Source organism: Haladaptatus pallidirubidus (assembly GCF_020700235.1).
Classification (GTDB): Archaea; Halobacteriota; Halobacteria; order Halobacteriales; family Haladaptataceae; genus Haladaptatus; species Haladaptatus pallidirubidus.
Genome location: NZ_CP085305.1, coordinates 295894 through 319695, shown reverse-complemented (window position 1 = coordinate 319695; position 23802 = coordinate 295894). Strand labels below are relative to the sequence as shown.

General features: G+C 57.4%; 28 protein-coding genes. 18 read left to right on the top strand and 10 right to left on the bottom strand.

The features are described from left to right. Window positions 1-138 precede the first annotated feature (138 nt). The 12 genes from LIX15_RS28420 to LIX15_RS28365 all read left to right on the top strand — a co-directional run bounded on the left by LIX15_RS28420 (window position 139) and on the right by LIX15_RS28365 (window position 10290). A complete protein-coding gene (locus LIX15_RS28420) occupies window positions 139-1506 on the top strand; it encodes an extracellular solute-binding protein (RefSeq protein ID WP_227778166.1) in 1368 nt (455 codons plus the stop codon). A gap of 104 nt (window positions 1507-1610) precedes the next feature. Beyond that, window positions 1611-2543 carry a carbohydrate ABC transporter permease gene (locus LIX15_RS28415; RefSeq protein WP_227778165.1) on the top strand — a complete coding sequence of 311 codons (933 nt, stop codon included), beginning with the start codon at window positions 1611-1613 and terminating at the stop codon, window positions 2541-2543. After that, window positions 2540-3433, top strand: coding sequence for a carbohydrate ABC transporter permease (locus tag LIX15_RS28410; protein ID WP_227778164.1), 894 nt, complete (start codon window positions 2540-2542; stop codon window positions 3431-3433). The genes LIX15_RS28415 and LIX15_RS28410 overlap by 4 nt, the downstream gene beginning before the upstream one ends. A gap of 3 nt (window positions 3434-3436) precedes the next feature. Further along, on the top strand, window positions 3437-3844 hold the full coding sequence (locus tag LIX15_RS28405) for a carboxypeptidase-like regulatory domain-containing protein (protein WP_227778163.1): 408 nt from the start codon (window positions 3437-3439) through the stop codon (window positions 3842-3844). Between the two features lie 117 nt (window positions 3845-3961). Then, window positions 3962-4786, top strand: coding sequence for an SDR family NAD(P)-dependent oxidoreductase (locus tag LIX15_RS28400; RefSeq protein ID WP_227778162.1), 825 nt, complete (start codon window positions 3962-3964; stop codon window positions 4784-4786). Between the two features lie 180 nt (window positions 4787-4966). Continuing rightward, the gene (locus LIX15_RS28395) at window positions 4967-5731 is read left to right on the top strand and encodes an IclR family transcriptional regulator (protein ID WP_227778161.1); all 765 of its coding nucleotides are present in this window, start codon (window positions 4967-4969) and stop codon (window positions 5729-5731) included. Window positions 5732-5802: 71 nt separating this feature from the next. Further along, the gene (locus tag LIX15_RS28390; RefSeq protein WP_227778160.1) at window positions 5803-6921 is read left to right on the top strand and encodes a mandelate racemase/muconate lactonizing enzyme family protein; all 1119 of its coding nucleotides are present in this window, start codon (window positions 5803-5805) and stop codon (window positions 6919-6921) included. Continuing rightward, window positions 6918-8081, top strand: a complete 1164-nt coding sequence (locus LIX15_RS28385; RefSeq protein WP_227778159.1) for an alpha-amylase family protein — start codon at window positions 6918-6920, stop codon at window positions 8079-8081. The genes LIX15_RS28390 and LIX15_RS28385 overlap by 4 nt, the downstream gene beginning before the upstream one ends. A gap of 175 nt (window positions 8082-8256) precedes the next feature. Continuing rightward, the gene (locus tag LIX15_RS28380) at window positions 8257-8784 is read left to right on the top strand and encodes an ABC transporter substrate-binding protein (RefSeq protein ID WP_227778158.1); all 528 of its coding nucleotides are present in this window, start codon (window positions 8257-8259) and stop codon (window positions 8782-8784) included. Further along, window positions 8712-9089, top strand: coding sequence for an anhydro-N-acetylmuramic acid kinase (locus LIX15_RS28375; RefSeq protein ID WP_227778157.1), 378 nt, complete (start codon window positions 8712-8714; stop codon window positions 9087-9089). Before LIX15_RS28380 ends, LIX15_RS28375 begins: the two co-directional genes overlap by 73 nt. Before the next feature lie 83 nt (window positions 9090-9172). Beyond that, window positions 9173-9817, top strand: a complete 645-nt coding sequence (locus LIX15_RS28370; protein ID WP_227778156.1) for an HAD family hydrolase — start codon at window positions 9173-9175, stop codon at window positions 9815-9817. A gap of 92 nt (window positions 9818-9909) precedes the next feature. Continuing rightward, the gene (locus tag LIX15_RS28365) at window positions 9910-10290 is read left to right on the top strand and encodes a RidA family protein (RefSeq protein WP_227778155.1); all 381 of its coding nucleotides are present in this window, start codon (window positions 9910-9912) and stop codon (window positions 10288-10290) included. 17 nt (window positions 10291-10307) lie between these two features. On the opposite strand, the gene LIX15_RS28360 is transcribed toward LIX15_RS28365, so the two are convergent. Then, complete coding sequence (locus LIX15_RS28360) at window positions 10308-11111, bottom strand: creatininase family protein (RefSeq protein ID WP_227778154.1); 804 nt, start codon at window positions 11109-11111, stop codon at window positions 10308-10310. A gap of 114 nt (window positions 11112-11225) precedes the next feature. On the opposite strand from LIX15_RS28360, the gene LIX15_RS28355 reads away from it, so the two are divergent. Further along, the gene (locus LIX15_RS28355) at window positions 11226-12395 is read left to right on the top strand and encodes an exo-beta-N-acetylmuramidase NamZ family protein (protein WP_227778153.1); all 1170 of its coding nucleotides are present in this window, start codon (window positions 11226-11228) and stop codon (window positions 12393-12395) included. Between the two features lie 176 nt (window positions 12396-12571). On the opposite strand, the gene LIX15_RS28350 is transcribed toward LIX15_RS28355, so the two are convergent. Further along, complete coding sequence (locus LIX15_RS28350; RefSeq protein WP_227778152.1) at window positions 12572-13477, bottom strand: endonuclease/exonuclease/phosphatase family protein; 906 nt, start codon at window positions 13475-13477, stop codon at window positions 12572-12574. Window positions 13478-14118: 641 nt separating this feature from the next. On the opposite strand from LIX15_RS28350, the gene LIX15_RS28345 reads away from it, so the two are divergent. Both LIX15_RS28345 and LIX15_RS28340 read left to right on the top strand, forming a co-directional pair. Next, the gene (locus tag LIX15_RS28345) at window positions 14119-14406 is read left to right on the top strand and encodes a DUF211 domain-containing protein (RefSeq protein WP_227778151.1); all 288 of its coding nucleotides are present in this window, start codon (window positions 14119-14121) and stop codon (window positions 14404-14406) included. Then, a complete protein-coding gene (locus LIX15_RS28340; protein WP_227778150.1) occupies window positions 14406-14993 on the top strand; it encodes a VIT1/CCC1 transporter family protein in 588 nt (195 codons plus the stop codon). Before LIX15_RS28345 ends, LIX15_RS28340 begins: the two co-directional genes overlap by 1 nt. A gap of 52 nt (window positions 14994-15045) precedes the next feature. Here the strand turns inward: LIX15_RS28340 and LIX15_RS28335 are convergent, their stop codons facing one another. From LIX15_RS28335 to LIX15_RS28320, 4 genes are all read right to left on the bottom strand, one after another. Further along, a complete protein-coding gene (locus tag LIX15_RS28335) occupies window positions 15046-16419 on the bottom strand; it encodes a calcium:cation antiporter family protein (RefSeq protein WP_227778149.1) in 1374 nt (457 codons plus the stop codon). A gap of 462 nt (window positions 16420-16881) precedes the next feature. Beyond that, window positions 16882-17070 (bottom strand): HVO_2922 family protein, encoded by a 189-nt coding sequence (locus LIX15_RS28330; protein ID WP_227778148.1) that lies wholly within the window; start codon window positions 17068-17070, stop codon window positions 16882-16884. Window positions 17071-17308: 238 nt separating this feature from the next. Continuing rightward, entirely contained in the window at window positions 17309-18085 is a 777-nt protein-coding gene (locus tag LIX15_RS28325; RefSeq protein ID WP_227778147.1) for an SDR family NAD(P)-dependent oxidoreductase, read from the bottom strand. A 358-nt stretch (window positions 18086-18443) separates the two neighbouring features. Beyond that, window positions 18444-19016, bottom strand: a complete 573-nt coding sequence (locus LIX15_RS28320) for a DUF2238 domain-containing protein (protein ID WP_227778146.1) — start codon at window positions 19014-19016, stop codon at window positions 18444-18446. Between the two features lie 279 nt (window positions 19017-19295). On the opposite strand from LIX15_RS28320, the gene LIX15_RS28315 reads away from it, so the two are divergent. Continuing rightward, window positions 19296-19658 carry a hypothetical protein gene (locus LIX15_RS28315; RefSeq protein ID WP_227778145.1) on the top strand — a complete coding sequence of 121 codons (363 nt, stop codon included), beginning with the start codon at window positions 19296-19298 and terminating at the stop codon, window positions 19656-19658. A gap of 146 nt (window positions 19659-19804) precedes the next feature. Here the strand turns inward: LIX15_RS28315 and LIX15_RS28310 are convergent, their stop codons facing one another. Together LIX15_RS28310 and LIX15_RS28305 are read right to left on the bottom strand one after the other, a co-directional pair. After that, window positions 19805-20095, bottom strand: a complete 291-nt coding sequence (locus LIX15_RS28310; protein ID WP_227778144.1) for a hypothetical protein — start codon at window positions 20093-20095, stop codon at window positions 19805-19807. Further along, window positions 20029-20739 (bottom strand): TAXI family TRAP transporter solute-binding subunit, encoded by a 711-nt coding sequence (locus LIX15_RS28305; protein WP_227778143.1) that lies wholly within the window; start codon window positions 20737-20739, stop codon window positions 20029-20031. Before LIX15_RS28305 ends, LIX15_RS28310 begins: the two co-directional genes overlap by 67 nt. Before the next feature lie 384 nt (window positions 20740-21123). On the opposite strand from LIX15_RS28305, the gene LIX15_RS28300 reads away from it, so the two are divergent. Continuing rightward, entirely contained in the window at window positions 21124-21351 is a 228-nt protein-coding gene (locus tag LIX15_RS28300) for a hypothetical protein (protein ID WP_227778142.1), read from the top strand. Between the two features lie 6 nt (window positions 21352-21357). Next, window positions 21358-22584 (top strand): CaiB/BaiF CoA transferase family protein, encoded by a 1227-nt coding sequence (locus tag LIX15_RS28295; protein WP_227778141.1) that lies wholly within the window; start codon window positions 21358-21360, stop codon window positions 22582-22584. Window positions 22585-22814: 230 nt separating this feature from the next. Here LIX15_RS28295 and LIX15_RS33885 read toward each other — a convergent pair whose 3' ends face one another. Then, a complete protein-coding gene (locus tag LIX15_RS33885) occupies window positions 22815-23282 on the bottom strand; it encodes an MGH1-like glycoside hydrolase domain-containing protein (protein WP_390185196.1) in 468 nt (155 codons plus the stop codon). Next, window positions 23276-23641 (bottom strand): glucosidase family protein, encoded by a 366-nt coding sequence (locus tag LIX15_RS28280; protein WP_227778138.1) that lies wholly within the window; start codon window positions 23639-23641, stop codon window positions 23276-23278. The genes LIX15_RS33885 and LIX15_RS28280 overlap by 7 nt, the downstream gene beginning before the upstream one ends. Window positions 23642-23802 lie beyond the last annotated feature (161 nt).

The following is a 23802-nucleotide window of genomic DNA, read 5'->3' as shown; positions in this document are numbered from 1 at the left end:
GAAACTCGGACGGCATCAAACTTCGGAGTGAACTCCCGGCCACTCTTATTTACCGGAGTTAGTAGCGCTCACCGAATCGAAAATATAATTCTCCACTTATGTTATTGTAACTATACGGTAAATATATATCCTCTCCCAATGGCAGATGATACCATGCCGGAAGATTCGACTCGGCCGACTAGCTTCCATTCCAGTCGCCGCCAGATACTGGCGGCGACCGGTGGTGCCGCTCTTGCCGGACTCGCCGGGTGCATCGGTGGCAACGATGGTTCAGACCAACTGAAAGACCCGATCGAACTGTACACGTGGAATCTCCCGTTCCTCGAGGAGTCAATCAACGGCTGGATGGACCAGTTCAAAAAGGAGTATGGCGATAAGTACGACGGACTCGAAGCCGAGTGGACAGACCGCGGACCGGCGACCGGAGACGTCCTCTCGTACTTCCAGTCTCGGCTGCAGAGCGATGACCCCGTCAACATATTCGACACCCAAATGACGACGTACACCCGGTATGCGAAGGACGACATTTGGGTGGACTTGAACCAGTTCGCAGACGAGGAGTTCCTCGGGAAATACTACGACAAGCTGATCGAGGTGATGACCTACGACGATAAACTCGTCCAGATGCCGTTCTACATGGGTTCGATGGCAACGTACTCCCGGAAGAAGTGGTTCGACGAGACCGATCTCGACCCGCCGACGACGGACAATTTCTACTCAACGATGGACTACCTCGACGCGGCGGAACAACTCGTCGAGAACTCCGGAGCCAAATTCGGCCTCACGTTCATCCGCTATGACTGGCAGCTGTGGCCCTGGTTCCAGAGCGAAGGTATCGACGTTCTCAACGATGACGGAACGAAAGCTGCGTTTAACACCAATCGGACGCGGGAGATACTTTCACGGTTTCGCGAACTCACAGAGAAGGGCGTCATTCCGGAGGTGTCGTGGACCGGCGAGTGGAAACCGGCCGCCGAGCAGTTCGGCGCAGGGGACACGGCGATGTTCTACAGCTCGACGTCCGCCTTGCGATTAGTGCAAAACACAGGGAGCGATTGGGTCTCCGAGGATTCGGTCGTTCTCGGCGGCGCACCGAGAAACGGCCGATACGGCGGGCCGATGACGATGCACGGACTCGGCGCCGTCAAACCGAAGACATCGGAGAAGGCGCACGAAGCGTCGTTCGACTTCATCTCCGTCATCGTCAACAAAAAATGGCAGAAGGATTTCCTCCGCAACACGACGGTGCTGGTGCCGCACAAGCAGGCGGTGAAGGAACTACAGAACGACTCGCAGTTCGTCGAGGAGAATCCGCTGCTCGTGGAAATATACAAACTGTGGGACGCCGTCAGCGCGGATGTATGGGTGCCTCCGCTCATCGAAGCGTCCAGCGAGATGTCCCAAACCATCGACAAACAGTTCTCGGCGGCCGCGCTGGGCGAAAAATCCGTGGACGAGGCGATAAACACCGCCGAACAGCAGATCAACCAGGCGCTAAACGGGTGACGACGTTCCCGTTGTAACCGATTTCGTCCGCCCTCGTTCCCCGAGCATCTTACTATACCACGAGAAAAACTAAAGTATTCCCGGCAAGAGGTAACACGTATCGAATGATATCAAGAATAGCCGAAACCGGCCACGCCGTCGGAACGGCGGTCGGCTACCGAAATCTCTCGAAGAAGGGGCAACGAACGGTGAAAGCCGGACTGCTTCTGTCGCCTGTTCTGCTCTGGCTGGTGCTGTACAAGTACCTCGCGCTCGGATACAACGTCTATCTCTCGTTCAGCGAGATGAGCTACACCGGCGAGTTCAGCTTCGTCGGGCTGGCGAACTGGCAGCAGTTAGCGAACGACCCGGTGTTCTTCCAGAGCCTATTCAACACGGTCGTTCTCTTCGCGACGATTCCCGTCTCCATCGCCATCGCACTCGGTATCGCGATACTGCTCAATCAACAGTTTCCCGGTAACAACGCGTTCCGGTCGCTGTTCTTCCTCCCGTACATCACGATGATGGTCGCCATCGCGGTCATCTGGCAGTACATGTTCAAGACGGACGGCGGCGTCATCAACTACTTCCTGCTCCAGCTCGGCGTAATCGAATCGAACATCTCGTGGTTTGGTGACTCGACGTGGGCGTTGGTCGCTATCTTCGCCATCCAAGTCTGGAAGACGGTCGGCTTCTACATCGTCATCCTGCTTGCGGGCCTCCAGACGATTCCGGAGCAGGTGTATCAAGTCGCGAAGATAGACGGTGCGACCCGCTTGCAGCGATTCCTCTACCTCACGCTTCCGCTGTTGAAGTCCACCATCGGCGTCTGCATGCTCGTCGGAATCGTGATCTCGTTCCGCTTGTTCGATCTCATCCTCGTCCTGACCAACGGCGGCCCCGGGAACGGGACGGAAATCCTTCTGACGTGGATTTACAAACAGGCGTTCTTGCACGGTAACTTCGGCTACGCGGCCGCCCTGAGTGTCGTCATGATAGCCCTCGCCGTCGTCGTCGCGCTCATCGGCCGCAACCTCCAACGGAGCAGCCACCTATGAAAATCAACGATTACCTTTCCCGAAGCGACTTCGCCCTCACGAAAGGTGTCGCGGCGTACCGAGACGACCCGATGGAGTTCTACCGCCGAACCGGTTTGTTCCTGGTAACGCTCTGTATCGGGCTGCTGTTCGCGTTCCCGTTTTACTGGCTCCTGAAGGTCGCGTTAACGTGGCCGGCCGCTTCACTGTACGCCGGCACGCCGTCGCTGGCGATTGAGAACCCGAGCCTCTACAATTTCGTCAGAGTGTGGCACGCCATCCCGTTCGTGCGCTACTTCGCGACGAGCCTCATCGTGACGGGCATCGCCGTCGCGAGTCAGTTGCTGTTCTGTTCGCTGGCGGCCTATGGCCTGTCGATGGATTTCTACGGCAAGAAGTACGTCTGGGGGTTCATCCTCACCGCGATGATGATTCCGTTCCAAACCATCTTCCTCCCGGACTACCTCATCACGCAGAAGCTGGGACTCGTCAACTCCTACACGGGGCTCGCAATCGTGGTCGCGATGAGCATCGTCAACATCCTTGTCCTGCACGACGCGTTCACTTCGATTCCCGACGCGCTCTCGGAGGCTGCGCGACTCGACGGCGCATCGGAACTATACATCCTGTTCGGCGTGTACTGGCCCCTGTCGAAGCCCGCGCTCGCGACGACCGTCATCCTCTCGTTTATCTTCTCGTGGAATTCGTATCTCTGGCCGTTGGTCGTGGTCAAAGACGCGCAGTACACGCCGCTTCCGCTGGGACTCGCGGAGTTCCAGAGCCAGATGTCCGGCAACTTCGCCCTCCAGTACGCGTTCGCCATCATGGTGCTGTTGCCGGTACTCGTCGTCTTCCTCCTGTTGCAGCGACAGTTCATTAAAAGCGCCATCCTCGGCAGCATGAAAACCTAAGCTATGAAAATCCCACCACTAGTCCGACTCGCGATGGAACTGATCACGTGGAAGCGCCTGCTGTTCAACCGGTTTACGCTACTGGCGGTAGTCATCTGCATCGCCACCGTCACGGGGGCGGCATACGTCGACGAAAACGACGACGGAACGGTCGCAGGGTCGGTCGTCACCGAGTCCGGCGACCCCGTCGCGAATGCGAACGTCACGCTCCGCCAGATACCCCTTCAGGGTGTTCCGAAGGTCGCGTCGACGACGACGAACGCCGATGGCGAGTTCGAGTTCCGAGACCGAACGAAGCTGCTGGAGTACATTATCCAAGTCAAAATCGACGGCACGGTCGTCGCCTCGGAACACCATCATCTCTACTTTCGGGGTCAGAACCAACAGCTCGTTGTCGAGATAGACGAATGACAGTCGTGACGGCCGCGACCGTGATTCGGAGGGAACTTCGTCCGCCCCTTCCCTAACCAAAGTTCACCCATTTCGGGTGCACGTAATTTTAAATAAATACGATGATCTAGAATCGCCATGGACGGAAGACAGCTATCGGGATCGGTAGCGCTCGTAACGGGTGGTAGTTCCGGCATTGGTCGCGCGATTGCGACGCGGTTTGGCGCGGAAGGGGCATCCATAGTCGTCGCCGACGTCGATGCGGAGGGTGGCAAGGAGACGGTTTCGATGGTCGAAGCTGAGAGCGGTGACGCCGCCTTCGTCGAGACCGACGTCACCGACGAAACCGACGTCGAGTCCGTCGTCGACGCCGTCGTCGAACGGTACGGCCGTCTCGACGTGCTCGTCAACAACGCTGGCGGGTCTGGGGGAGACGGAGCGCTTCACCGAATCGACGCGGAGGAGTGGAGCGACATGCTTCGGCTCAATCTCACGAGCCATTTTTTGTGTTCGCAAGCGGCACTTCCGCACATGGTTGCCTCGGACGGCGGATCGATGATACACGTCTCGTCGGTCAATGGACTGCTGGGAATCGGCTTGACCGGCTACTCGGCGGCGAAGAGCGGTCTTTTCGGCTTTTCGCGGGTCGTCGCCGCACAGTACGGACGGTACGGTGTCCGATCGAACGTCATCTGTCCGGGGACGATTCAATCGGCGTCGCTCGCGCGAAAACGGGAGCGAGAGTGGGACGAGGCGCTCCAGGAGCAGTGGTTCGACCAGTACCCTCTCGGTCGGTTCGGTCGACCGGAGGAGGTCGCCGACGCCGCGCTGTTTCTAGCGTCCGACCGGTCGAGCTACGTAACCGGAACGGAACTCGTCGTGGACGGCGGACTGACGGCCGGCCTCGACCAGACGCTGCTCGAACGACTGTACGACATTGACGAACCGCCGATTGTCGAGTAACGACGAACTGCCGACTATCGACCACCGACCAACGACCGCCGACTAACCCTGTCGACCGGGCACGCGTTAGAAAAACGCCTTTCGTAACGATATTCTGTATCGGCCGGACGTATTTTTCCGACCCGATAAAACGAGGGAAGGCTATTTGTGAAAAGAATCCTAACATCGGAGCGACCCCGAATGACCTACAAAGCGAAAAATCCGGTGCAAGCGACACAGCGCTCTCTCGACATTATCGAGACGCTATGGGAACTCGACGGTGCTCGGCTCACGACGTTGGCCGATCGACTAGAGCTCCCCGACAGCACCGTCCACAGCCACCTGAGTACGCTGATGGAACGGGGCTACGTCGTCAAATCTGGCAAAACGTACCGCCTAAGTCTCCGGTTTTTGCAGCTTGGCATCTACACCCGCGACCTGCGCAAGCTTCACCGCGTCGCGAAGGCCGAACTCGAGGAGCTAGTCGATGACGTCGGAGGCGTCGCTAGCCTCGTCGTCGAGGAGAACGGACAAGGGGTTTTCCTGCACTCCGTCACCAGCGACGGCGCAGTGCCGCTTGAGACAACGCCCGGGACGCACGTTCATCTCCACGCGTCGTCGTTCGGCAAGGCGATTCTCGCTAACCTCTCCGATACGCGAGTAGACGAAATCGTTCGTCGCCACGGCTTGCCGACGTACACCGACCAGACGATTGCCAACGAGGACGCCCTGCGAACGGAGCTGACCGAAACGCGAGAACGGGGAATCGCCTACGACGACGAGGAGCGAGTGGCGGGTGCACGCTCGGTCGCCGTCCCAGTGAAAAACGAGAGCGGTCAGGTCGTCGGCGCTATCGGCGCATCGGCTCCGACCGGGCGACTGTCAGATCGACGGTTCACCGAAGAGCTTCCGGAACGCCTGCGTGACGCGTCCAACGTCGTGGAGTTGAAACTCATCTACTCGTAACGGACTCTGTTGCATCCATTGTGCTATGACATCACGGAATAATTTTTATACACAGTTCCCATTGACCAAGTATGGCAATCTCCGAACTGGAGGCGATACCGATAGCGGTCGGTGTCAAATCCTTGGACGAAGAGTTTGGCCTCGCTCCGTACAATAGTAACCACGACGCCGTCGAGAGCGTCGACCGACTGCTCGTTCGGTTGGAAACGGACGACGGTCTAGTCGGTTGGGGGGAAACCCTCGTTCCAATGCGGTCACCAGCGGCCGCGACAGCAATTATCGACGATATTCTCGCGCCGGAGTTAATCGGACGCTCGGTCGACGACATTCAGTCGTTCGGAGAGGCGTTCTACTTCCCGTACACGAGGATACATCCGTTTCTCGGTGCCGTGAAGACGGCGATGTGGGACGCGGTCGGGAAACGGTTCGGTGCGCCCGTATCCGAACTACTCGGGGGGACGATCAAGCGCGATGTCTCAGTCGCGTTCTGCCTCGGGATGCTCGACGCCGAGGAATCCCGCGAGCACGCCGCGTTCGCCAGAGACCGCGGGTTCACCGCGCTGAAAACGAAGGCGGGGTCGGACTGGCGTCGGGACGTCGAACGCATCAAGGCGATGCACGACGAGGTGGACGGTGAACTGGAGTTTCGACTCGACCCCAATCAGGGTTGGACGTTCGAGGACACTGTTCGTGCCGCCTCGCTGCTTGAAGACGACGGCATCTATCTTCAGTATCTCGAACAGCCGGTTCGCATCGACACGTACGGGACGTACGAGAAGCTTCGCTCGCGCCTACGAACGCCCGTCGCGGTCAACGAAGACACGTACTTCGAGCGGAACTTTTCCCATCTTCTTCGACAGGACGCAATCGACGTCGGCGTAATCGATTTCGTTCCTGCGGGCGGCATCCTGGACGCGAAACGACTCGCCGGGCTGGCGAGGGAGGCGGGCGTCTCCCTCTCGCACCACTGCGGGTTCGACCTCGGCGTCAAGACCGCTGCGATGCTCCACACGGTCGCCACGACGCCAGCGATAAACCTTGCCCCCGATTCGGTGTACTACGCGTGGGAGGAGTACGTTGTTGAGAACCCTCTCACCATCGAGAACGGTTCGATGACCGTTCCGGACGAACCGGGATTGGGCTTCAGCGTGGACGAACGAGCAGTCGAACGACACCGCACCGACAGATGACGGCTGTCTGGAGCTACCCGTGGGCGCTGTACTCCTGCGGCCTCGACGAAGAACTCGAGCGACTTGCCGACATAGGTGTCGACGCACTAAACGTGGCGAGCCACTACCACTCCGTGCAGACGCTCGTTCCCCGGTCGCCCGACGACCGCTTCACCCAGTATCCCGGGGGATGCTACTTCGCACCCGACCCCAACATGTTCACGGACACTCCCATATCTCCTCGGATAAACGAAGTTAACGGGCGTACGGACGCGCTGGCGACCATCGTCAATAGCGCGGCTCGGCGCGACATCGACGTCAACGCCTGGACGGTCTGTCTGCACAACTCCCGTCTCGGGGCCGCACATCCGGAGTTCTGCGTCCGAAGCGCATTTGGCGATGCCCACGACCACTCACTTTGTCCCTCGCACCCTGAGGTTCGGACGTATTTCGCTGGAATCGTTGCCTCGCTCGCAGACTACGACGTCTCGCGAATCGACCTCGAATCAATCGGGTTTCCGAACGTCTTCCACGGCCACGGAGCTAACTTCGGCCACCAGAAGGAGCAGGTGCTCACGACGCCGACCGAACGATTCCTCCTCTCTCAGTGTTTCTGCGAGGGTTGTCGTTCGGCTGCCCGGAACCATCCCGTCGATATGGATACTGTCGAACAACGAGTTCGGGAGCTGCTCCGCGACTCGTTTCGGGGACCGAACCATTCGCCCCCGTCGTTCGCGACCCTCATCGAACGCGACGCGACGCTCGACGCGCTCGTCGCGTTCAGAGCGTCGGTAATCGAACGGTTCGTCACCGACCTCGCGGCCGCGAGTGGGGAGGTTCCGCTGAACTACTACGTGGCCGATGGTTTCGGCCCTAATCCCGACGACGGCTGGCCAGCGGGCGTTCGTCCCGACCGCATCGACGAACACCTCGACGCGGTCACCGCGATGTGCTACACGGAGGATTTCGACGTCGCCGTCGAGCGGGTCGAGGCGGTTCGCGAGCAGTACGACGCATCAGTGAACGCCGCCGTGACGCTCGATCCGTCGATTATCTCGACCGAATCGGCGTTCCACGAGTTGACGGATGCGATTCGAGACGTTGGCGGTGGCCCGCTCAACATCTACAACCACAGCCTTATGGGCGAAGAACAGGTACGGTGGCTCTCCGCAATGGATTGATTGTGTGCCTGGAGGTTGTAATCCGGATCAACGAGCCGATTAGCGGATAATATTGATTTAACCTGAGATATTGCGAGTATCACGCCCATCGCAACTTATATACAATTTACTTATATATTAATTATAAAAGAAATAGAAAAAATTATGTAGAATTAGGAAATTTGTAACCATGGACATGGATGCCCTTAACGAGAGCTGCGCAGTTGCATCTGCGCGCCGGCAATTCTTGGTAGGTCTCGGCACGAGTGTTACCACTACCCTGTTGGCTGGCTGTACGAGCGACAACGGATCAAACGCCAACGGGCCAAAAACAACACCAGACGAGATCCCGAAAGGCGGGACGCTCGAAGTTACCGCCGCCGCCGACCCGCAAAACCTCGATCCGCATACGACAACCATCGACGTGGCTCAGATGGTTCTTGACAACGTCGTTGAGGGACTGTTTACGCTTGATGAAAATCTCAAACTTGAACCAGTTCTCGCGACTGACTACAAGCTACGCGATAATGAGACGACATACGACATCGCGCTGAAGGAAAATGTGACGTTCCACGACGGATCAGAGTTCACCTCAGCGGATGTGAAATACTCCATCGAGCGAATCCTCGACCCCGATGTTCCTCGACCCCGATGTTGGTTCACCACGCGCGGCGATTCATCGAAGCGGGACGCAAGCGCGGCCTTTCCGACGACGACCTCGTAGCGACCTCGTCTGCGCTCACCGCGGCGTCAATCGCTGACGCGTACGACCGGTTTTCCCCGCAGTATCCCGACGAAGTGTACGTTTCGGGCGGTGGCGCGTACAATCCGACGCTACTCGAAATGCTGCGCGATGCCCTTGACACGCCCGTCTACCGAATTCGGGAACTCGGCGTTGACGCTAATGAGAAGGAGGCGCTGCTGTTTGCACTTCTCGGTGCGACGTGCATCGACGGCGTTCCGAACAACGTACCGAGCGCGACCGGTGCCGACCGTCCCGTCGTGATGGGAAAGATATCAAAGCCATGATGGAGGACGAATTTCACGACGCGACCGACGTCCCCCTTCGGTACCACAGGGATTTTGAACAGTCCTTCCCCCCGGCGACCGGCGTGGAACTCGTCGTGTTCGACTTCGACGGGACGCTTGCGGAACAGCGTGGGAGCTGGGGATTGCTCTATCGGCTCTTCGGAGTCGAGGAGCGCGGTGCAATGCGTACGGAAGCTTTCTGGGACGACGAACTTACGTTTCAGGAATGGTGTTTCGGTAATGTAATAGACTGGCGCAATCAGGGTGCCACACGGGAACATATTGAACGTGCCGGTGACGCAATTAAACTAACAACAGGCGCAGACAGGCTCCTACGAACTCTTTCGAAGCAAGAAATTCCGTATGGCATCCTGAGCAGTGGTATAACGGATCTTATCAGGCAGATAGGCGATTTTGACCCTGTGTTTGTACGATCGAACGATATTGAATATAAAGAGTCAGCCCCAGTCAACGTTGACGCTGCAGTCGGTCCGTTCGACAAAGGCGACGTTCTGACCCAAATATGCGAGTCGAGAGATATCACGCTTGACGCTGTCATGTACGTCGGTGATTCCCACTCAGATCTCGAGGCATTCGACGTCGCCGGCATTGCCGTCCTTTTCGACCCCGACGATCGCATTGATGCCGACGATTATGCACTTGTCGACGTAGTGATCGAGAAGCGCGATCTCTCACTGGTCTGTGAACTGTTCGACGTAGACCCCTAATCGGCGAACGGCTCATTTAGTTTCGAATAACTAAAATTATATATCGGCAAATAACCCTAATCTTTACTAAGTTTGATATCGACCATTCTTTTATGGAAGAGATTCACACGGATTCGGCACCGGCCAGCATCGGCCCGTTCTCGCAGGGAATCCGCGACGGCGACCGCGTTTACGTTTCCGGACAGGGTCCCGTCCACCCCGAAACGGGCGAAATAGTGAGCGACGACGTGAGAGTACAGACGGAACGAACCCTACAGAACATCGAGGCAGTGCTGGACGCCGCCGACCTATCGCTTTCCGACGTGGTCAAAACGACCGTGTTCGTGACCGATATGAGCGACTACGAGGCGGTCAACGAAGTGTACGGTGAACACGTGGACGAACCGTATCCGGCTAGAAGCGCCGTTCAAGTCGTCGAACTTCCCATCGACATTCGAGTCGAAATCGAAGCTATCGCGTCGCTTCGTTCCTGACGTACCTTTATCGACCGTCACTTGTTTTTAGCGTGTATCTCTTCGAGCAATGCCGCGAGCTCGTCGGCGAGTCGTTCGAGGATTCGTTCACCCTTCTCGGCGCTCGCGAGTTCGGGTGCTCCGATGGCTCCGGTGTTCGAGTACTCGTCGAACGACCGGTACACCGAAAGCGCTCCCCCATCGAGCAGATCCTGTCCGCCGAGGTCGTAATGTTCGTCCCAGTGCGTCGCTTCCATTCGATCCTCGCGGACGAGACCGGGGTGGAGATGCAGCATCAACGACGTTTCGAACTCCCCGCCGTGGGCCATTCCGCCTGTCTCGCTCTCACGGATGTCATCAATAAACGACTCGGCGAGATCGAAGTAGGTGAGACCCAACACTTCGCAGTCCGGATGGTCGGTGCCGATGGTACTCACGGCGCTGCTGACCAGCGATTTGTTTCCGCCGTGCCCGTTCAACAGGAGGATAGCGTCGAATCCGTTTTCGAGCGCCGAGTCCGCCACTTGCTCGAGTAACGCCAGTAGGGTGTCGAATTCGGCGGTTATCGTGCCGCCGAACGGGAGGTGATGCGGCGAATACCCGCTCCAGATTGGCGGGGCGATGAGAATGGGATCGTCCGATGCGAGGCGCGTCGCGCCCGCGGCGGCGACCGCCGTAGCGAGCGCGCTATCGGTTACAACAGGAAGGTGGTCGCCGTGTTGTTCGACGCTTCCAATGGGGAGGACGAGAATCGACCCTGGCCGGTCGGCAGTGTCACGGATTTCCGGGGCAGTTCGGGTGACGAGCGATACCTGTTGGTCGGGGAGCAAGCCGATTGTCATGGCAATACTTGTGACACGCTGTGACAAGTATGTTTCCATCGGTGAAATCTCGATGACGGCGAGACAACGCAGTAGTACACAGATTTAAGAGTTATCGCACGCCACGTTTCCACTATGGTACGACTTGGCGTAGAGTCATTCGTGCGCGATTACGGCGACTCCCTCGATACGGAACGCCTCGGGCTTATTTCGAATCCGTCCGGCGTCACGCGGGATCTAACCCCGACGGTGGACTTGTTATATCGAAGTGATAACTGGAATCTCAGACGACTGTTCGCGCCGGAGCACGGCATCCGTGGGAACGTGCGCGAGAACGGTAGCGGCGTGGACGAGACCATCGACGACCGAACTGGGTTACCGGTACGCAGCGTTCGCGGCGAAAACGGGACGCAGTTCGCGCGGGCGATCGAAGACCTCGACGTCGTGATCTACGATATGCAAGACGTTGGCTGTCGCTTCTACACGCTCGTATCGACGCTTGTGTACGCGCTCAAGGGCGTCGAGGAAGCCGACAAACGGTTGCTCGTTCTCGACCGGCCGAATCCCATCGCTCCGCTCGAACCGGCCGGGAACCTTCACGCTCCGCTCGGCGGTTCGACCCTCGAGGAGTACGTCCTCCCCGTCGTTCACGGCCTCACGGTGGGTGAACTAGCGTGGTACTTCAAAGAGGAGTTCGACATACGAGCGAACGTGGAAGTGGTCGAAGTAGAAGAGTGGGAGCGCGAAACGTGGTATGACGAAACCGGCCATCCATGGGTACCGCCGTCGCCCAACATGCCGACGTTGGAGACGGCGACGCTGTATCCGGGGACGTGCTTCTTCGAGGGAACCACTCTCTCCGAGGGGCGCGGAACGGCGAAACCGTTCGAACTCGTCGGGGCGCCGTGGGTCGACGCGCAAGAATGGGCCGATCAATTGAACGATTTCGACCTCCCCGGCGTCGGATTTCGACCCGCGTACTTTACGCCGATGTTCTCGAAGCACGAACGCCGCGACATCGAGGGTGTGCAGCTTCACATCCTCGACCGCGACCGTATCGACCCCGTCCACGTCGGGTTCGTGATGCTCATCTCCGCGTTCACGACCTATCCGGAGTCCGACTGGCTGCAATACGACAGCGAACATTTCATCGACCGGTTGGTCGGCGGAAGCCACCTCCGAAAGATGGTCGACGAGGCCAACGCGGAGGCAGACCCCATGGAAATGGCGACGCGTTTGCGGGAGTATTGGCACAAAGATATCGACCGATTCACCGACCTTCGGCAGCGATATGCGCTGTACTAACGTACTTTCCGAAATCCCTCAAAACGAGAACGTCGCTGGCGTCAGGTGAACACCGATGACAAAGAGAATCGCCCGTGACTTGTCATATTTGATTTGAAAACTTTATTTCTGTTTATAATAGATACTATTTTTCGTACAAAGATACTTTTCAATTATTTGTGGGAACAGGGGTCCATCTATTCTTCTGAACGTCCGATTCCCACCGTTGATCCGGAGATCGACAGTTCCGCGACGACGGGACGATGATCGGATGCGTGGGTCTTTACAACTTTAACTGAGTTTGTCCCTATCGTCGAGGATGTCAGTACGTAATCAATCCGCTTGGTCGGGTTCTCCGCGGGAAAAGTGTATCCCGTCCCGTCGCCCTGCCCGTCCCAAGTGTCATCGAACATGTCCAACAGTGGGGCCAGTTCCGGTGCATCAGGCGTCGCATTCAAATCCCCCATGAGCACTGTTGGTTCCCGATTACGTACTATCTTCAACATATCGTCGACCTGCATCCGGCGCACAGCGGGGTCGGCTCGATAATCCAAATGAGTCGCGTAAACGGAGAGTATAACGCCCCGTATATTCACCCGGACTTCGGGGAAGCCAGGAGCCAGTTGGGGTTCAGTTCCGATTTGCGTCGATAAACGAGTTATTTCGTGGTTCTCTGCGCGCAGAATGGGATGTTCGCTTAGCACCGCTAACCCGTACTCGCGCCGAGGACGATTTTGCTCCAGTGGCTCTAAACTGTATATCGGGGCGAAGAAATAGTTCATATCCAGCATCTTCGCTAGCCGTTTCGCCTGATGCTCGAAGTTCGAACGCGCTCCCCAGTGGCCGTCGACTTCTTGAACCCCGACTATCTCCGCGCCGGATTCTCGAATAACGCGTGCCGTGTGTGTAAGATTCAACTGACCGTCCGAACCGGCTCCATGATGGATGTTGTAGCTCATCACGCTCACATCGCGGTCAGGAACCTTTCGTTCGGCCGAGACGCTCCCCACGAATCGACCGGACAGCAAGCTGAACCCGCTGGCTCCGAGTAACGAAAGTGCACTTCGGCGCGTTCGAGATTCCGTGTTCTGGTTCATCGGCATAAACGAGTACTAGCTTCGCGACCGTATAAATATTATCAATATTAAATTAAAATTAAAAAGATAGCAAAGTTGACCTCATGAAGTTCACAGCCCGCAGCTATGAAAGACGCCGTTGTTTTTGCATTTCACAAAAAGGGGGAGGAGTCTCTTGCGGGTTAGTTCCACGCCGAGGAGTTAAAGCAAAATGAACCACAGCAATGTCTAATTCCGGTACCAGTTACGCTGACGAGCGTGAAGCGGAGATAGGACTACTGACCGCGGTTTGCTGATTCACGAATACGAAAGTACTTCAGCTCCACGAGGAGGTCGACTGTAACTCGAGCTTCCGGTATAACAATCGCGCGGGCACTGAACCGCAACGACTTCTGGGCTTCACCCTGACAGTGCTGCCGACCGTCTTTACAGTGTATTTCGCTATAACGAAGGAAATAGATTCAATCCTAAAACGCATTGTCTGCGACCATCTTCAATCCGGTCGCACAAGAGGTCATCCCGGGATTTGTCGCCGAGGTCGATACAGATCGCATTATTGAGACGGACGACTTTTTCGGTCACTCTCCCTGAATCCTAGAAGTGAGAACGCAATCCCCCTGCGAGATAGTATCAGTACACCTTTGAGACGTGACACGGTATACGCGACTATGACTCAAATCCGCCGCTTGGTGATCGACGTTTTGAAACCACACGAACCACCGACCTTGGAGTTCGCACAACAGGTGTCGGAAGCGGACAGTGTCGCCGGCGTCAATGCGTCGGTCATCGAACTCGACAGGGAGGTACAGAACGTGAAGTTCACCATCGAGGGTGAATCGGTCGAATATGAGGCAATCGAGGCAATCATCGAGAATGCGGGCGGGTCGATCCACTCGGTTGATCAGATCGCGTGTGGGGAGTATATCGTCGAGGACGCGCCGACCCCACAGGACTAATGAGAGCGAAACCGGATTCGGAGTCGCTTTTACAGCGAGTTGGGTTCGATAGTATTGGCCCTATCGCGCGACGATACTTCGTCTCGAACGGGTTCGACGGTGCGCTCACGGGCGTCGGGATCACCGTCGGCGCGTACCTCTCCGGAGTGCCCGACGGCCTCACTGTCGTCAAGATCGGTCTTAGTGGAGCGGTCGGTCTCACGACTTCCGGCGTCTGGAGCGTGTGGGAGATCGAACGCGCCGAGATGAAAGCGGAATTGCACGACATCGAGGATGCTATGCTCACCGATTTGAGTGACACCGAAATCGAGCGAAACAAGAACAGTAACCAGGTGATTAACGCACTGATGAGCGGGCTTGGACCGCTGTTCGGCCTCGTGTTACCGCTCGTTCCGTTCCTCTTCGAGGGAGCGACGCTCTCGCTGTTACAGGCCACGATTTTCTCGGTTGCCATCGCGGTCGGTGTGCTGTTCACTTTCGGTGCTTACATGGCGTCGATCTCTCGGCAGCGATGGTACATCGCTGGCATCCGGATGGGGATCGCCGGCATCGTCGTCGCAATCATCAGCATCTTTCTACCTGGGTAGTGCCGCGGACGACGAGGCACGAGACAGTCACTACCCATCTCGAACAACAACATTATTCGGCGCATTTGGACTGACTTCTCCCGAACGCGTCCCGGACGTTCGCGGCCGTGTGTTCAAGGAGTTCGCGAACGCTCTCGGAGCGAGAGACGAACAGTCCGACGCTCAGGACGATGTAGACGGCGGTGTAAGCGTACAGGATGAGGAGACTAAGGTTCGTAGCAGCAGTTCCTGCGTACGTCTGAATTACGTAGAACTCGGCGATGACCTGCGAAAGGAACAATACAAGCAGCGCCACTGCCTCGCGGGCGCTGATCTCGAAGTTGGTCAGGATGGCGATGGCGAAGAAGCTCTGGGCGGCGGTAATCCAGATCTCGGCGGCTTGCTTCTGATCGAACGCGAGTGTGCCGACGTGACCCGCAGCGATGCTGTAGACGACGGCCAAAGTTCCGATAAGCAGCGTCCACTGGTTGAGCTTCGAGGAAATCAAGGCATTAAAGCCAGCAGTGGAGCGGGCCTTGTTCACGAGATAGGCGACAACGATGAGTTCGGGGCTCTCGCTCGCCAGCGGGGCGAGCCACTGGATCATGAAGAACGACGGGATTCCGAGGTCGGTTCCAAGCTCTTCGAGACCCAGTGCAAACGGGTGAACCGACTCGAAGATGACTAGCCCCGAAAAGACAAACAGGAAGAGTACGACTGCAATGCGTCGCCCCTGTGAATACTCTTGGAAGTAGGCGGGGACGCCGACGTGCGTGTCTCCCTCCTCGACATCACCACGGACGATGATGCCGATGTAGAGGGCGTAGAGGCCGACGAGAACGATGGTATCGACGATTCCTATGCCACCGCCGAACGGGATGAAAAACGCGTAGGTCGTTGCGGCGAGCAGGAACACAATCTCGAGGGAGATTTCACGATCGATACTGACTGCATTTGCGAGGAATCCGGAGCGTTGGAGTACCGATGAATCGCTCGTCTGCTTTGCTCGATAGATCGTAAAGAGTGCAATGCCAGACCAACCAATCCCGATGAGGATACGATTCGCACCGGTCATATTCGCGATTGCGAGATTGGCCGCCTCCACCCCGCGGTTGGTACCCTCGAACGCACCGGCGTTCCACGCATAGAGGGCGTCGACGGCGTACTCTGGTGCGACGGCAAGCACGGCGAGCACGGCGATGGCGAACGCGGTCGGGACGTCCTTTTCGGCGGTTTCTGCACCCCACGCGAGCAAAAACGCCGATCCGAGAATCGCGAGTCCACCAACGAGAACGGCGACGGTGGGGACGATGTTCGTCCCTGGGCTCTCCGGAGTCGAGGCCGGATCAAGGTGGTACCCGTTCGTAACGAACAGTAGGAGAAACGGAAGTGTCAGGAGGAGTGCACCGACGACCGCGACGAGCGGGTGACGAAGACGCTTAGTCATAAGTTCTACACCCCGACGGGACGTATTGGCCATTCACTAGATTCACTTTTGGCAGGAATATCGTGTTACTTCGATTGGCCAATCCTTCTACCCGAACGGTTGGAAGTATCGATGCGAGTGGCCGTGAAGTGAAAGACAACAACTGGTTTGTTCGAAGTTGAGATTTGGTTTCCCATGGGGAAGCATACCTTGCTCCAAATCGGGTCAGTTTCATTTGTACCTCAAAACATGCGATAATCAACTAAAAACCACAAGATAACGCTTAGGGCAATCAAATCACCGTCGAGAGATGCTAACTCGCCCATATTCCTCGTAAAGCGGTAAGTTGAGTATCTGGCTGTTGTAACCCATGAAACGTACATTTTGACCATCTATAGAAGTAGAGAGACTACTGACCCAGAATCCATCGCAAGCTACGTCATCGAAAATTTTTGATTCAGTGCCAGCGAATAGCCTTCACGATTAGTCGGAAACGACGACATCGGCGTTTGGTGCGCTGATTTTCACGCTCTGAATTCCGCGCTCTGCACCTTGTTTTGAGGCATATCCCTCTCCGCTGTCCGCAATGATATTCCCGTTAGAAACAACGAGTCGCCAGCGCCATTCACTAGCAGTATCCTGATACAATTCGAATCTGGGCTTCTTTGGCATATACGTCGGTTTAGTGATTGAGCGATAGTAACGATGACCATTTCAACTCATAACTTCCAGTGGTGCAGTTATAATTGCCAGTACGGCGGAGTAAACAGTACCAACACGGGGATGATTTCAATATTCGACCGACACGAGGAACTCACCAAGTTTCGTAGACAAGTGAAATAACGCTAACTTTGAACAGGTCGGCGATGCCAAACGCGCGGCCGACGATACGAACCGATCGTCAACGCGGTCAGCGCTTACTCCCCCAACCGAACGAGAGCCACCCGCCGTCCGGGTGAAGAATTTCACCGGTCATGAAGTGTTCCCCTTCCGCGAGGAACACAGCGCAGTTCGCAACTTCCTCAACCGTACCGAATCGCCCGAGTGGGGTTCGGTCAACGACGTCCTGCTCGTCGAAGCCGATTTGGTCTTGCGCATCATCAACCATCTCGGTTCGAATGTACCCCGGTGCGATGGCGTTGACTTGTATGTCGTGTTCGGCCCATTCGACAGCCAAACAGCGGGTAAGGTTGTTTACCCCGCCTTTCGACGTGTTGTAGGGGGTTCGGCCGGTTTGTCCCTGTTCGCCCATCATACTGGAAACGTTGATGATGCTCCCGCCGGTGCCCTGTTCTATCATCCGTTTTCCCGCCAGCTGTGCGCCGCTAAACGCACCGGTCAAGTTCACGTCAATGACTCGCTGCCAATCTTCCAGGGACATCTCCTCCGCGGGGCCGCGGATGTTGATCCCGGCGTTGTTAACCCAGATGTCCAACGAACCGTACTCTGAGACGGTTTGGTCAATGAGCGAATGAAGCGAGTCCGGGTCTGTGACATCCGCTTCAATGGGAATGGTATCGCCGCTTTCGTCGGCAATGTTGGTGACAGCGTCCGCCGCTCGTTCTTGAGAGCGAGAGTTGACGACGACGTTCGCGCCGCGGGAGGCGAACTCCCGCGCAATCGCGAAGCCGATACCGCTACTTGAACCCGTGACGACTGCAGTTTTGCCGCGTAATGAACTAGTCACAGTTGAGGATTAACGCGCTCGCTTTTGATTATTTTGCCCACTTTTCCAATGGTTATATATTTTCAATATGATTTAAGATCCTAACGTCCAATAGCACCTCGTTCCACCGCGAAATGCTCGATTCGAGTTATTACGCCTCCGATTGTATACTAATATCAAATTCTGTGCTTCCGCTATCCTCTTCGGGCCTCCGAACGTTGATTTCGACGCGCTCACACAATTCGCCTCAGAGACACTGTCTGGCGCCATCACGCTGACATCGTCGCATGACTGGCCGCTTGTGAGGGCACTCTTACACCCTCGCTGTCATCCTTATGTCGGTCATCTACGCTCAATTACCCGAACGTGTTTGCCCGACCTAGTCAACACGCCGATACAGGTTTCGAAGAAGTTCGTCTCCGAATACGAGGACGAGAACCGCACCGAGAAGATTAAACACGAAATCGCGAACGATATCCGACCTGCCATAAACCACGAGTATCGGTTCGAGACCGAAGCGATCCGCGACGGCGTGGATGATGTACTCCATGAGTTCCCACAAACTGCCGATGCCGACGATAACCGCGAGGACGCGCGGGCGGGGGTTACGGCCGTCACGGAGAGAAGCGGCGTAGACGAGTCCGCCGAGAAGCGTTGAGGAATGTGTGTGGGTGAGGTGGTCCCACCACCACACGTCGTCGTACGGTCCGAGCATCCCGACGGCATGAGTGAGCATCGCGGTATCCGAATACAGGCGTTGCCACGGCCTGAATGTGACGTCGTACCGCTGTTCGATGATATCGGGAAGATAGGTCGCTGCGAGAGACACGACTGCGTTAACGACAGCTCCCGGATTCCGTCTACGAAGTCCCACAACAAACACGAACCCGATTGCGCATCGAATTCCTTGCTCGATTTTCCGGGTCACCACTTTCTGCGTGCTCGTAATCACGGGTGCTGACCACCTGTTGTATCGGGCACGACAAATAGATTTGTATCGCTTCATCGACTCGTGGATTCATGGTTGCGAGTGGCTTCCAACCCGACGAACAATCCGCAAATTCGACCACTTTCGAAAAGTATCTAATTTTCTTAATATCTTGACTGCGAACAGAACACCCGACAGACACATCCTCGTGGGCGACGTTCAGTAATACTGGGGGATCACAGTGAAACGATTCGAAACGCGTATCGGCACGAACGCATCGCTACCGAAATCAGGGAGAGTAACATGGCTATCCTAGACACGCTCATCATCTTCGTCGTCAGTTTGCTCGTCGGTGGATTCGGCATCTACATCGGAGCGAGAGTGGCGACCGACCGTCCGAGTGGCTACTCGCATGCCATCGTCACCGCCCTTTTCGGTGCGATAGCGTGGGGAATCATCAGCTTCTTCGTGGGTTGGATACCCATCCTCGGCGCGTTGTTGGCGCTCGTCGCGTGGGTTGGCGTTATCAACTGGCGTTACTCCGGCGGATGGGGTACGGCAATTCTCATCGGTCTGGTCGCGTGGTTCGCGGCCGCAATCGTACTGTACGTCCTCGCGCTGTTGGACATCGTCGCCGCCGGCGCGCTCGGAGTCCCGGGCGTCTGAATCGATTCAGCACTAACACGCGAACAAAACGAACCGAAGTCCCGCCCGCCCTCGATTGCAATCGAGGGCGAGCTGATGTGTCGAAGTTCTTCGATTTTTTCACCATCGCCGGGTGGTAATCGCGATAGTAAGAAAACGCGAACCGGTCAGTTTGTGCCGGCCGGAGTCGGCGTTTCTGGCGGTTCGTTGACGGCGTACTGTTTGAGGAACACAGCGGCGATGACAGCGAACCCAAGCATGTCGGTCAACGGACCCGGTGCGATTAGCACCACAGCTCCGACGACGAGTGCGGCTCGTTCGAGGTAGCTGGCGGCCATATACAGAAAGCCCTGCGTTCCGGCGGACAGTGCGACTACGCCGATGACGGCTGTTATCGTACTCGTGGCGATACTCGTCGTCGAGCCGACGAGCAGGAGCTGCGGCCCGTAGACGAACATGTACGGTACGAGGAAGCCGGATAAGCGACCGACCAGAATCCGGCTTCCACCTGTCCGTCCTGAATCGCCGTTGCCGTCTCGCTGAACGAGAGACGCTGTGCGTCGATATCATCGTAGGTGATGTCGAAGTAGTTGAGAAGTTCCTTGGCGATGACTTCGGTTCCGGATCCGGGAGCACCAACGGAGATTTTCTTCCCCGCCATATCCGGAATCGTTTCGATGTTGGAGTCGTTCGTCGTAACGACCTGGGTGCTGTTTTGATACGCCCCGAAGGCGGCTTTCAGGTCGAGTGCATTGTCGAAGTCGCCCTCGCCGTTGACCGCGAGGAGGACGGAGTTCCCGAGAGCGAGAGCCATGGTCATCTCGTCGTTCGCGACGAGGCGACAATTTTCGACGGAGGCCCCCGTCGATTCGGCGGTCGCCTCGACGTTGTCCAAGTTTTTGTTCATGATATCCGCCATCCCGCCACCGAGCGGATAGTAGACACCGCCCGTCCCGCCGGTGCCGATGGTCACGAACTGCGTTCCACCGTCGCCGTTGGAACCGCCTGAATTCCCCGATTCGGCGGGGCCTCCGGAACAGCCGGCGAGTGTCGCCGCCGCTGCGATACCTGCGCTCGATTTGAGGAACGTACGCCGATTCATATCGTGAGGTGTTTTACCACTATTCATACACAAAAACAACAATCGATAACGATAAATGCATAGAATGAAAATTCTACCAAATTATGGAAGTTTATAGTTGGTAATATTGGACAATTGTAACTTTAATCAGTTCTTTGGTTACCGCACCCCCTCGATGAATCGAATCGTCGAACCGTTGTTCCGACGGTACTGGGCCCAGTCGTCGATCTCTTGCTCAGCCCGCTGCTGGATGCCATCGCGAATGCGATTGTATTTAATATTAAATATATTATATTTCTCGCCTCCATACTAGTCCATAGGTTAAAAATGGATCAGCAGTATTTTTGCGGAGAACGCCCTATCGAAACAGTTTAACCCGGATTTTTCAAACCGACTACTACGACCATGCTAGATTCAGTCTCGCCAGATGCGAACCGACTGACCGAAGCGCGGACGAGTCGGAAAACCCATCCCGTCGTCCGACTGCTACCGGGCACGAATGAGAGTGAAGCGGGGTACTTGCGGGTGCGTTCGATGATGGGCGCGGAGACGGCGTCAACCGCGGAGGGAACGCGCGGCGTTTGTGCATTGATTTCCGAACAACGCCTCGCCGGGTACGCTACCTTCGAATAACGACTCATGGTTGGAGAAGCACAACGGCCAGAGACGAACAGTGGCCCCCTCGACGGCGTTACCGTCCTCGACGCCTCTCGCGTCCTCGTCGGCCCGTTCTGTACGATGCAGTTGGGCGACCTCGGTGCGGATGTCATCAAAGTCGAGCGTCCGGACGGAGGTGACCAGACGCGCGGGTGGTACCCGCCTACATACGGCGAGTCCGAAGAGAGCGCCTACTACCTCAGCGTGAATCGGAACAAACGCTCGCTGACGCTCAACCTCTCGAGCGAAGACGGGTGCGAACTCTTTCGCGACCTCGCGAGCGAGGCCGACATCGTCGTGTCGAACTTCCGCGTCGGCAAGATGGAAGAGTGGGGGCTCGATTATCAGACGCTGCGGAAGGACAACCCCGGCCTCGTGTACTGTGCCCTCTCGGGGTACGGCGAGTGGGGGCCGGATAGAGACCGTCCCGCGTACGACCTCATCATGCAAGCGGAAGGCGGCCTGATGAGCATCACCGGCGAAAAGGACGGTGCACCGGTTCGTGTGGGCGTCGCAATCGCCGATATCGGGGCGGGCATGTACGCCACGCAGGCGATCCTCGCCGCGCTACTCGAACGCGAACTCGGGGACGGGGCAGGGCAGAAAATCGACGTGTCGCTGCTCGACGGGCAGGTCGCATGGATGAGTTACATGGCGTCGAACTACTTCGCGACGGGGACGGCGCCCGGCAGGATGGGAAGCAAGCATCCGACCATCGCCCCTTACCAAGCGTTTCCGACAGCGGACGGCTACGTCGTTATTGCGGTTCCCTCGCAAAATCTCTGGCCGAAGTTCTGCGCTGCAATCGACCGCAACGACCTCGTCGACGACGACCGATTCCGCGACAACGCCTCGCGCGTCGAAAATCGTGAGGAACTCGATACGCTGCTCGAAGCCGAGATCGAGGCGTACACCACGGAATACGTTCTCGAACTGATGGACGACCATGGCGTCCCGGCGAGCGAGGTCAAGGACATGGAGGACGTGTTCGACAACCCGCAGGTCGCGGCGCGGGGGATGCACCAATCGGTTTCGCACCCGACCGCGGGTGACGTCGAGATGGCGGGAAGCCCGATGCATCTATCGAAAACGCCCGCGAGCGTCCGCTCTCATCCGCCGCTCCTCGGCGAACACACTGAAGAAATCCTGTCGGAGTACGGCTACACGGCGGCCGATATCGACCGCCTCGACGAACGAAACGTTATCTGACACGCATCGGGGCGGATCGCTGGCGTCGTTTCGGCCTGGCCGAAACGACGCCAAACCTATTTCGCTCCGGCAATCGTGGCTTTCGACTCGCCCATCGGTGTGAGGACGTCACTCGTTGCGCGTCCGCGCCTGAAGAAATCCGAAGACGCTACCAGCGCTCCACGCCGCCGGGATACAGGCATCGGGATGGTGAACGGTTCCGGAGGAGATATCTTTGCTGTCGAACCCGACTATGAACTCGGGGAAGCCGAACCAATCCGGAGCGTCCGCCCGAACCGCGTCGGCGAGAGCCGACAGTCCTTCGAAGCGAGAATTTCGGCGACATCACGACGGCCACGCTCCGCGAACCCCATCGCAACGATGCTCGTATCGTGTGGCCAAACGCTCCCGCGATGGTACGAGAGCGGGTCGTATGCGTCGTGCGAGGATGCGAAGGTTCGGAGTCCTGCCGCCGTAAGCATATCGTCGTCGGTCAGTCGGTCGGCGACGCGAGCGACCCGGTCATCATTTCCGAGACCGTCCCAGACGGCGTGTCCCTGCTTCGAGGCGACGGTCGGGATGACGCCGCGGTCGTCGATACCGATCGCGTAACACTCCTGCTCGGGAAGCCACAGGTCGGCGTCGAACGACGCCGCGAGGGTATCGGCGACGACTCGACACTCGTCCGCGAGCGCCCCGTCGCCGACGCCGTCTACCAGCGGTGAGAACTGTTGGACCGCGCGGTAAACGTACCCTTATACTTCGGCGAGCGCGACCGAACCCTGCGCAGGCGTTCCGTCCGGGCGAGGAGCGCTTCGGTGCTGTCCTTCCCGCCGAGGTGTTCGAGGCCGAGGGGGTGGTCGTGTGAACGGTAGAACAGGTACCCATTGTCGTCCAGTTCGTCGAGCGTCCACTCGATAGCCGCCTTCACGTGGGGATAGAGTTCCTTGCAAAGTGCGTCATTCCCCGTACGATGCACGGTGTCCGCGAACAGTGGCGTTGCATCGACCGTGCCGTAGTACGGCGCTCGAACGCTCCTGCCGACGGCGGGGCGGTCCCCGTACCGTTTCTCGTGCATAATCCGACCGCGGCTTCGAGCGTCGCCCCGTCGAACTGTCGTCCCTGCTCCCCGGCTAAAAACCGCAATGTCCGCTCCGCCACGGACGAATCGAACGGTAGGAGTTGGTACCCGACAATGAGCGAATCACGTCCGAACGGGGCGAGGAACCGGGGCGCTCC